General features: G+C 68.8%; 10 protein-coding genes. 6 read left to right on the top strand and 4 right to left on the bottom strand.

Annotated features, from left to right (window positions below):
• Window positions 1-537 precede the first annotated feature (537 nt).
• Window positions 538-1,404, top strand: coding sequence for an oxidoreductase (locus V7053_RS15950; protein ID WP_334173256.1), 867 nt, complete (start codon window positions 538-540; stop codon window positions 1,402-1,404).
• Window positions 1,405-1,419: 15 nt separating this feature from the next.
• Here the strand turns inward: V7053_RS15950 and V7053_RS15945 are convergent, their stop codons facing one another.
• Both V7053_RS15945 and V7053_RS15940 read right to left on the bottom strand, forming a co-directional pair.
• Complete coding sequence (locus V7053_RS15945; RefSeq protein WP_334173255.1) at window positions 1,420-3,012, bottom strand: AMP-binding protein; 1,593 nt, start codon at window positions 3,010-3,012, stop codon at window positions 1,420-1,422.
• Window positions 3,013-3,109: 97 nt separating this feature from the next.
• A complete protein-coding gene (locus tag V7053_RS15940) occupies window positions 3,110-4,057 on the bottom strand; it encodes a helix-turn-helix transcriptional regulator (protein ID WP_334173254.1) in 948 nt (315 codons plus the stop codon).
• A 190-nt stretch (window positions 4,058-4,247) separates the two neighbouring features.
• Here V7053_RS15940 and V7053_RS15935 point away from each other — a divergent pair, with 190 nt between their 5' ends.
• Entirely contained in the window at window positions 4,248-4,445 is a 198-nt protein-coding gene (locus V7053_RS15935; protein ID WP_334173253.1) for a hypothetical protein, read from the top strand.
• A 3-nt stretch (window positions 4,446-4,448) separates the two neighbouring features.
• Here the strand turns inward: V7053_RS15935 and V7053_RS15930 are convergent, their stop codons facing one another.
• Window positions 4,449-5,045 (bottom strand): phosphatase PAP2 family protein, encoded by a 597-nt coding sequence (locus tag V7053_RS15930; RefSeq protein ID WP_334173252.1) that lies wholly within the window; start codon window positions 5,043-5,045, stop codon window positions 4,449-4,451.
• A gap of 24 nt (window positions 5,046-5,069) precedes the next feature.
• On the bottom strand, window positions 5,070-7,484 hold the full coding sequence (locus V7053_RS15925; protein WP_334173251.1) for a glycoside hydrolase family 31 protein: 2,415 nt from the start codon (window positions 7,482-7,484) through the stop codon (window positions 5,070-5,072).
• Between the two features lie 42 nt (window positions 7,485-7,526).
• Here V7053_RS15925 and V7053_RS15920 point away from each other — a divergent pair, with 42 nt between their 5' ends.
• From V7053_RS15920 to V7053_RS15905, 4 genes are all read left to right on the top strand, one after another.
• A complete protein-coding gene (locus tag V7053_RS15920; protein ID WP_334173250.1) occupies window positions 7,527-8,684 on the top strand; it encodes an acyl-CoA dehydrogenase family protein in 1,158 nt (385 codons plus the stop codon).
• A 187-nt stretch (window positions 8,685-8,871) separates the two neighbouring features.
• Window positions 8,872-9,153 (top strand): hypothetical protein, encoded by a 282-nt coding sequence (locus V7053_RS15915; protein WP_334173249.1) that lies wholly within the window; start codon window positions 8,872-8,874, stop codon window positions 9,151-9,153.
• A 3-nt stretch (window positions 9,154-9,156) separates the two neighbouring features.
• Complete coding sequence (locus V7053_RS15910) at window positions 9,157-9,723, top strand: hypothetical protein (RefSeq protein WP_334173248.1); 567 nt, start codon at window positions 9,157-9,159, stop codon at window positions 9,721-9,723.
• Between the two features lie 47 nt (window positions 9,724-9,770).
• A partial coding sequence (locus V7053_RS15905; protein WP_334173247.1) for a hypothetical protein occupies window positions 9,771-9,997 on the top strand: 227 nt, incomplete at its 3' end.

Raw genomic sequence — 9,997 nt, 5'->3', positions numbered from 1 at the left:
CACCACACCCCGGACCAGGGCAACCCCGAAGAGGGCAACTCCCGGGAGGGCAACTTCAGAGTGCGCAGCCCCAGGGAAAACGACCCCCCGGAAGGCCCTCCACCACACCTCCTGAAATGGACCTCGCCCCTGGGCCGCAGCTACATCTCCGAACCCGCCCTGCCCGAACCATGGGCGTCCGAACCCGCCCCGCCCGAAACCGCCCCGCCTGAAACCGGGGCGATCGGGCCGCGCGACAAGCCCGGCATCCAACTGGACCCGCACCGCAGGCCTCAACCCCCACCGTTCTGATCAGGCGTACCGTTCTGGGCCCCGGCCATCACTCGTCCAGTCGCCGAGCCAGCCACGATGTGTTCGAGCCTGCGTTTGGACCTCGCAGGACAGAGAACTCCGGTAGCCGATTCCCAGCTCGATTCGGCATGGCGCGTCCGCCGATGAGCCATGCACTGGCAGGACCTCCCTCGAAAAGCACAGTGGCCATAGCGTGAGAGGAAGCAAGCAAACGAGCTCCTGAAACCAGCTCCTGAAAGGAAGCACATGGCCTCGCAGAACAAGCCGGATCAGAACAACGCCTCTACCTGGTTCATCACGGGCTGCTCGACGGGTCTCGGCCGAGCCCTGGCCGATGCCGTCCTCGCGAAGGGGAACCGCGCCGTCGTCACGGCCCGCGATGCAGACTCCGTGAAGGACCTCGCGGCCGCCTACCCTGAGTCAGCTCTAGCGCTGGCCCTCGACGTCACTGACCGGTCGCAGGTCACCGAAACGGTGCGCGCCGCCGAGGAGCGGTTCGGCGCCGTCGACGTCCTGGTGAACAACGCCGGGTACGGATATCGGGCGGCGCTCGAGGAAGGGGACGACGCCGACGTGCAGCGATTGTTTGCAACGAACGTTTTCGGGCCGGTCGCCATGATGAAGGCCGTGCTGCCCGGCATGCGCTCTCGGCGGAGCGGTGCGATTGTGAACATCTCCTCGATTGGGGCCCGAATCTGCCCGCCGGGCTCTGGCTTCTACGCGGCGAGCAAGGCGGCGCTCGAGGGCCTTTCCGGTTCGGCCCAGAAAGAGCTCGAGCCACTCGGCATCACGGTCACGATCGTCGAACCGGGCGGCTTCCGGACCGATTTCGCAGGGCGCTCGCTCACCCAGTCAGCCCTGCCGATCGGCGACTACGCCGAAACTGCGGGGAAGCGTCGCAAGGAGCACGACACGGCCCACGGAAACCAGCCCGGTGACCCCGCGAAGGCGGCCGAGGCCATCATTGCAGCGGTCGAAGCGGAGAACACTCCTCGATTCCTGCTGCTGGGCCAGGATGCGCTCGCCGGCTACCGAGCTGCCGCAGCGGCCCAGGCAGCCGACGTCGAGGCATGGGAATCGGTGACCACCGGCACAGGCTTCGAGGGCAGCTGAACCCCTGCGTCCCGGCTACGTGCGCGCCCTCAACTCGCGACGCAGGATCTTCCCTGACGAGGACTTCGGGATGGCGTCCACGAATTCGACGAACCGCACGCGCTTGAATGGGGCCGCGTGCTCGGCGACGAAGCCCATGACGTCCACGTCGCCGAGCTCCGCTCCCGCCTGCCGGACGACGAATGCCTTCGGCACCTCCTCGCCGTCGTCCGTCCGCACTCCGATGACCGCGGCGTCGGCGACCTGCGGGTGTGTGAGAAGCAGCGCCTCGAGTTCCGCCGGAGCGATCTGGTAGCCCTTGTACTTGATGAGCTCCTTGAGGCGGTCGACGATCGTCACGACGCCGTCGGCCGAGACAGTTGCGATGTCACCGGTTCGGAGGAAGCCGTCCGGATCGATCGTGGCGGCCGTGGCATCGGGCCGGTTGAGGTAGCCGAGCATCACCTGCGGCCCGCGCACCAGGAGCTGGCCCGGAGCGCTCTCACCCTCGGCAGGAAGCGGTATCTCCTCGTCCGTGGCTGGGTCGAGGATCTTGCACTCCGTGTTGGGCACGGTATAGCCCACCGAATCGAGCGGGAGGCTGTCCGCCGAGGCAAGCGGCATCGCGTGGGACATCGGGCTCAGCTCCGTCATGCCGTACCCCTGGAGCATGACGCAGCCGAGGCGGCGGGCGACGGCGTGCCCCAGTTCGCCGTCGAGGGGCGCCGCACCGGAGAGCGCAGCGCGGACGGAGGAGAGGTCGAACTGCTCGACCATGGGGTGCTTCGCGAGCGCGACGGCGATGGGCGGCGCGATGAACAGGTACGTGCACCGGTAGTCCTGCACGATGCGGAGGAACTCGGCGAGGTCGAACTTCGGCATCGTGACGAGCCTCGCGCGCTCGCGCAGGGCGAGGTTGAGCAGGACCGTCATCCCGTAGATGTGGAAGAACGGCAGCACCGCGAGGAGCACGTCGTCCCGCGTCACGCCCACGACGGGGTGCGCCTGCGCAACGTTGGCCACAAGGTTGTACTGGCTGAGCAGCACTCCCTTGGGCGAGCCGCTCGTGCCGGAGGAATAGGGGACGACGGCGGCCGCATGGGGATCGATGGCCACGTCCGGCGCCGCGATTCCAGCCCCCAGCGCCTCCGCGAGGGACGGGTGCCCCGCCGCACCGGCCGCGTCGCCGCCGTCGATCACCACGAGCCGCTCGGGCGGGATGCCCGCCTGCTCCGCCGCCGTCTGGGCGCGGTCGAGGAAAGGGGAGATCGTGAAGAGCCATCCGGCCCCCGCGTCGCTGAGCTGCCGCCCGGTCTCCTCCGCCGTGTAGAGCGCGTTGACGGTGGTGACGGCAGCTCCGGCGCGGAGGATCCCGTGGAACACGACGGCGAACGCCGGGATGTTCGGGCTGAACAGTCCGATCATGGTGCCGGGCCCCGCGCCGCTGCTCCCGAGCCAGCCGGCGAGGGCGTCGATACGGGCCGCGAGCTCGCGGTAGCTCGTCTCGGCGCCGGTCGTGCCGTCGACGATGGCGACCCGGTCCAGATCCTCGTCGCCCAGGCCGCCGAAGAGGAACTCGTAGATCGTGACCTCGGGGATATCGACGGGCGGCAACGGGCTGGTGAACATGGCGGCTCCTTCGGCGCGGCTCAAACGCACGGCGGGACACCCCGCCGTCGTGGCTCCATTGGACCCCGTCCCACAGGCGAGGGCAAGATGCCGGCGCCTATGCGCCGGCCGCGCTCAGCCTCTCGCCGAGGCTCCGCATGGCATCGCGCAGCTCGGGCGGCTCAATAACGGTGACGGGCCAGCCGAGCCGAACGACGTGGTACGCGATGTAGTCAAGGTCGTCGGCCCCCGCGGTCAGGAGCGCGTGGCCCTCGCCGTCGGGCTCGACGACGGCAACCGTCGAGGGCACGAACTGTGCGACCTCGTGGGCCGACGCCTCGATCCTGACCTTCGCGACGAAGCGGTAGGGAGCCTGGGTGATCGAGGCGCGGATGAATTCGACGGCGTCGGGAGCGTCGCGCTGCTTGAATCGCCACCCGGTGCCGCGGGCCGCCGCCATGCGGTCGAGTCGGAACGTCCGCCAGTCATCGCGGTCGAGATCCCAGGCCATGAGGTACCACCGGCGGGCGGCCGCGACGAGGCGGTAGGGTTCGACGCGCCGCTCGCTGTGGTCGCCGTCGGCCTTCGTGTAGTCGAACGTCGCGCGTTCCGGTGTCCGGATGGCCCGCGCAAGGGCAACGAGGACGTCGGCATCGACCGGCGTGACGGGACTGTCGAGGCTCACCGTCGCGTCGATGACCCCTTTGACCTCGGCGCGCAAGCGCGCCGGCAGCACTTGGTCCAGCTTTGCGAGGGACCGAACAGCGGCTTCTCCGAGCCCCGCAACCGTCCCGCCGGCTGCGAGACGGAGGCTGACGGCGACGGCGACCGCCTCCTCGTCATCGAGAAGGAGCGGCGGAAGTGCCTTCCCGGCCCCGAGCTGGTACCCGCCTCCCGTCCCGTGCTCGGCTCGCACGGGGTAGCCCAAGGCGCGGAGTCGCTCGACGTCGCGGCGGACGCTCCGGGTGGTGACGCCCAACCGCTCGGCGAGCTCATTCCCCGTCCAGACCGGACGCTGCTGGAGCAGGTTGAGCAAGCTCAGCACGCGGTGCGTCGTGTCTCCCATGGGTCCATCATGCCTCGCCATGAGGACAGGAACTGTCCGCATCGACGTGGGGCATTGCCCGATGACAGATCGAGATATATCGTGAATCCGAGAACGCGTTATATCTCGAAATCAAGCGGACGGGAGCTGTCCTGCTCGCCGAGCAGACTTGACGCAGAGGGAAGCGGAAACAACCGAAAAGGGGACCACCATGACGACCATCGCCCGGCACCATTCAGCAGCTCCCGCCCCCATCCTGATGCGCCCAGACCGCATCCAACCCCTGCGGCGAGCCCTCGCGAGCCTCCGCGCGGCGTGGCGCCGGGGAGGCGACATGTCACAGAGCGTGGAGGGGCTGCGCGACGCCGCCTGGAGCACCTCAGGAAACGCGAGCCACCGTCTCTGGTGAGCGTCAGCCCATCCAGGCCAGAAGCCCACGCCAGAGCCCCACGATGACCGCGCCGCCGAACACGGCGCCCGCGACGAGCTGCGCGGGCGTGTGGGCCTTGAGCACGAGCCGGGACCAGATGACCGCCGGCACGAGCAGCAGCACCGGCCACCAGCCCGGGCCGAACAGGAACATGACCGAGACCGTCGCAGAGGCAATCGCCGCGGCGTGGCCGCTGATCTTCCAGGCGAGGCTCACGAGGGCCAGCAGTGCGAGGCCACCGATGAGCGCAAGCACCATGGCGGTCACGCTCGCCGGAGCCCGCAGCACGAGGAGGACGGCCAGGCCGAGCAGAACGCACGCAATCGAGGCCGCGAGCACCGGGCCTCGCTGGCGCCGGTCGCTCACATGATGGTCTGTCACCTTGCCCGCCCGCACGAGCGCGAGCAACAGCCCGAACGGCAGGAGGCACGTGAACACGGCCGCGACGACCCCGTACCACAGCGTTCCGGGGAAGCCCGGGCTCCCCGCCGGGCTCAGCACCATGAGGACGGCCGTAACGATCGGGGGCTGGAGTGCTTCCGTGATCGCGCGCGCGAACGCGAACCGTCGAGCGGGCATGGGCATTTCCACGCTGCCTACCTGCTACTCCGCGTCCGCGAGGATCAGCTCGACGAGCGCGCCGAACAGGTCCCCGTCGAGGTCCATGCCGGCGAGCGCGGCGACGACGGCCGCCGGCGACTCCCCGGAAGCGACCCGCGCGAAGATGTCCCCCTTCACCGTGAACTTCGCGTGCACGTCCTCGAGGAGGCGTTCGACGGCGTCAACCGTCCGGTTGGACGCCAGGGCCAGACCGCCTTCCGCGATCAGGGTGAAGCCCGTCCTGGCGGCGACGTCGTCGACGCGGACCCGGAGTGTGGCGGCGGAATGATCGTACGAGACGCTGGCCTCGGCCGAGACGGCCCGCAGGGCAGCGGGCTCCTTGACTCCGACGAAGGCGACCTCGTAGGAGCGAAGGGTCGGGACGGCGTCGACGGCCCCCTCGCACGGGCGGACCCGAAGTTCCCCGGCATCCTCGTCGAACTCGAAGCGGGTGCGCACCTGGTGCCCTCGCTCCCCCGCGGACGCCCCACCGTCGTCCTCGACGAGCGTGAACTCGCCCGATGCTCCGGGGAAGACGCGCAGCTCGAGTCGGCCTGGCGCCGCGACGCCGTTTCCGGGCGCTTCCTTCTGGACCACCAGCGGAACGATAGAGCCCGCCTTCGCCAGGACGGGGATCGAGTCGAGCGGGCGGTACAGGCGCGCTCGGCGCCCGCCCCGGTAACGGGTGCCGGTGAAGAAGTCGGTCCACTGGCCCGGCGGAAGCCACGCGTCGGCGCTCGCACGGTTCAGCGCGCGCGTCCGCGGCGAGACGATCGGCGCAACCATGAGCTCGCTGCCGAACAGATACTGGTTCGGCACCTCGTAGGCCTCGTCGACCTCGGGGTACTCGTAGTACATCGGCTCGACGATCGGCCGGCCCTCGGACGCGGAGCGGTGGTTCATCGTATGGAGGTACGGGACCAGCCGGTGGCGCAGCCGCAGGAACTCGCCCATGACAGCCTCGGCGTCAGCGCGGAACTTCCAGGGCTCCTTGCCGGTGAACGGCAGGGACGAACTGTGAAGGCGGTTGATCGGCGAGAAGACGCCGAGCTGGACCCAACGCGTGGCGAGGTCGTCGTCCTTGTAGCCCCACATGTGGCCGCCGATGTCGTGGCTCCACCATCCATAGCCGATGTTCGACGCTGTCGAGGTGAAGTACGGCTGGAACGCGAGCGACTCCCACGTGACGATGGTGTCGCCCGAGAACCCGATGGGGTAGCGATGGCTGCCGGGGCCGGCGTAGCGCGAGAAAGTGAGCGGAAGCCTACCGTTCCGCGCCGAGTCGAGGAAGTGCACGTGATTGAGGACCCATAGCGGGTCGAGGCCCTCGATGCGCGAGTAGGGGCCTGACTGCCAGTCCAGCCACCAGAAGTCGACGCCCGCGTCCTCGAGCGGATGGTGGACTTCTTCGAGGTACGCGCGAAGGAACTCGGGATCGGTGGGGTCGAACGCGACGGCGTCTCCTGCCTCAGGGTCGAGGCCAAGGGCCTCGGCCGTCTTCGCGTAGACCTCCTCGTGGGCCGCGATCCCGTCCGCGGGGTGCACGTTGAGCGTGAGGGCAAGGCCTCGATCGTGGAGCCACCGCGCGAAGCGTTCAGGGTCGGGGAAGAGCTCGCGGTTCCACGTGTAGCCGGTCCAACCGCTCCCATGCGCAGGATCGATGTCGGTGAGGTGCCAGTCCATGTCGAGCACGGCAACCGAGAGCGGGATCCGTTCCGCTGCGAAGCGCTCGATCACGCCGCGATACTCGTCCTCTGTATACCGGTGGTAGCGGCTCCACCAGTTGCCGAGGGCAAAGCGGGGCACGAGGGGCGTCGATCCCGAGACGCGGTAGAAGTCGCGGAGGCATCTGCGGTAGTCGCGGCCGTAGCCGAAGAAGTAGAGGTCCGTCCTTCCCTGGGGGCGCGCGTCGAGCCAGCCGGCGTCGTCGAAGACAAGGGTCTCGCTGTCGTCGAGCACGGCGAAGCCGTAGCGGGACATGAGGCCGGGCTCGAGTTCGCAGGCACCGTCGACGCCGTCGAGCGTCCGCGCCGTGCCACCGAGGTTCTTCTCGCCGACCTCGCCGTAGTGCCACACGCTGTGGTAGTTGCTGACGTTGCCGAGGACCTTGACCGAGAGGCCGTGCGGGGCGAACTCGCGCTTGTCGTAGACGAGATGCACGTGCTCGGTGATGATCTCGAGTGCCTCCGGCTTGTCGAAGACACGGAACTCGGGGACCTCGAGGTCCCGGTGGAGCACGACCTGCGAGGGGCGATCCTCGAACTCCCCGTCCGGGCTGTATTCGAGGCGGAGGAGCTGGGACGTCAGGACAGTGAAGCGGTAGTTCGGGCCTTGGACGACGGCGGCAGGGCGGGCCCCCGGCGACGTCTCGAGCCGGAGGTGAGCGGGGAGCGACGCCGTGTGAGTGGTCTCAGTCACGCCCTCCACCCTACGCCCGGAAGGCGCCGCTACCCTGTCGGCATGGACCCCGCCGACCTCATCTCGTTCGACTCCCTCCTCAGCGACGACGAACTGGCCCTCCGCGGGCGCGTCCGCGAGTTCGTCGGCGCCGAGATCAAGCCGAACATCGCTCGTTGGTACGAGGAGGCCCGATTCCCGTTCGAGCTCGTGCCCGAGCTAGGCCGCCTGGGCCTGCTCGGGATGCACTTGTCGGGCTACGGGTGCGCGGGCCGCTCGGCGGTCGAGTACGGGCTGGCTGCCGCGGAGCTCGAGGCCGGGGATTCGGGGCTGCGGACCTTCGTCTCCGTCCAGGGCTCGCTCGCGATGAGCGCGATCTCCAAGCACGGCTCGGAGGAGCAGAAGCGGGAGTGGCTCCCGCGCATGGCGGCTGGCGAAGCGATCGGCTGCTTCGGCCTCACCGAGCCGACCGCGGGCTCCGACCCCTCATCGATGCGCACCTTCGCCCGGCGCGACGGCTCCGACTGGGTCCTCAGCGGCGCCAAGCGCTGGATCGGCCTCGCCTCGGTGGCGCACGTCGCCGTCGTCTGGGCGCAGACCGACGACGGCGTGCGCGGGTTCGTCGTCCCCACCTCCACGCCCGGCTACACCGCGACCCCGATCGGACCCAAGCTGTCGATGCGCGCCTCCATCCAGTGCGACGTGGGGCTCGACGACGTCCGGCTGCCGGCCGAGGCGGTCCTGCCCGAGGTCGTCGGCTTGCGGGGCCCGTTCTCGTGCCTGAATGAGGCGCGCTACGGGATTGCCTGGGGTGCGATGGGCGCAGCCCGGGACGCCTTCGAGGACGCCTTGGCCTACTCCAAAGAGCGCCTCCAGTTCGGCAAGCCCCTCGCCGGGTACCAGCTCACGCAGCAGAAGCTCGTGGACATGGCGCTCGAGATCAACAAGGGCTTCCTCCTCGCGCTGCACCTCGGGCGCCTCAAGGACGCCGGGAAGCTCCAGCCGCACCAGATCAGCGTCGGCAAGCTCAACAACTGCCGCGAGGCGATCGGGATCTGCCGCGAGGCCCGCACCATCCTCGGCGGCAACGGCATCACCCTCGACCACTCGCCCCTGCGCCACGCGAACAACCTCGAATCCGTGCGGACCTACGAGGGCACCGACGAGGTCCACGCCCTCATCCTCGGCCAGCAGCTCACAGGCGAGGCCGCGTTCCGCTAAGCGCTCCCTTCGCCGCGGCGTCCCATCCGTGACCGAGTCCAGGGCACCTTGGTGCGTCGACTTTCCGCGGTCCTCTCTGCGAAAGGACCGGGCCGTCCGATCTGGGGCACCCTCCAGCTTGACCTGCCGAAAGAGGCGGTTGCTATCTTGCCTATTGTCATTAGCCAATTAGCAGAAGGAGTTTCGCATGGAAACGACGCAGGTGGAGCGCAAGGGTCTTCTGACGATCGTGGCAGCCACGGCCCTCGGCCTGACCGGGCTGTTGGGTGCCTCGCTCGCGGTCTCCTGGATTGCCGGCTCGCTCGGAATCTCGGCTGCCGCTGCAAGCCAGATCATGCAGGCCATCGAGGTCGGCGGATGGGCGCTGGTCGTGATCGGGGCCGTCTTCGGCGCCGGCATCACGGGTGCACTCATCGCCACGGCCCGCGCCGTGGCACTCCGCTGGGGCCGCGCTCAGGCCGTGGCGTAGCGGATGGATGTTCGTGTTCCGCGTGCCGTGCTGGGAAGCGTGCCCTCGGGCCTGCTTCTCAGCACGGCGGTGGGCATGGCACTGGTCGCCTTCGCCGGATACGCCGCGCTCGACGTCTCGTGGATCGCGGAGAACAAGACCTTCGAGAAGAGCCCGTTGTACTCCGGAGGGTTCGATCAGATCCTCCTGAGGAATCTGGGCGCGGCGCTCGTGCTCTATTCAGGTGTCGTCACGCTTGGCCTGACCACGCTTGTGGCGGGCGGGATCCTCGCCCTGTACGTTGGCGCGACCGTCGCCCTGGGTGTCAATTCCGTCGGCGTGGCACAACTCTTGGCCGACGTCGCGTGGTACGTGCCCTTCGAATTCGGCGGGCTCGTCCTCGCCGCCGCGGCCGGGCTGCAGCCAGCCTTCGGGGCCGCGCGGCTGGTTCTCCTGCACAAGGGCAAGATCTCGCTCACTTCGCTCCAACGCGACCTTTCTGCCTCGCTCCGCACCCTCTCCGTCGGCTCGGCCTTCATCACGGTGGCCGCGGTCATCGAGAGCGTCCTCATCTCCCTTCGAACCGCATAGGAACAATGAGCATCTCGACTCCAGAACCTCCCCGTCCTGAAGATCCCGTGATCAGCATCGCCCGGCTCGGTCAGATGAAACCTGAGTCTTCCTCGGACGACGGCAGACAGAAGACGCCTCGATTCTTATGGGTCGTCGCCTATTTCGTCATCATGGGGCTCGTACTGGCCCGGCTCCCCCTGGTCCTGCGGGCGGTCGCCTCGCAGCTACCCGCGGACACCAAAGCCGAACTCGGCGATGAACGGCTCGTAACCTTTTCCACCACGGTGGGCGG

The organism is Sinomonas sp. (assembly GCF_036848755.1).
GTDB lineage: Bacteria > Actinomycetota > Actinomycetes > Actinomycetales > Micrococcaceae > Sinomonas.
The sequence above is the reverse complement of the archived record's forward strand: the minus strand, read 5'-3'. Positions and strand labels throughout refer to the sequence as shown.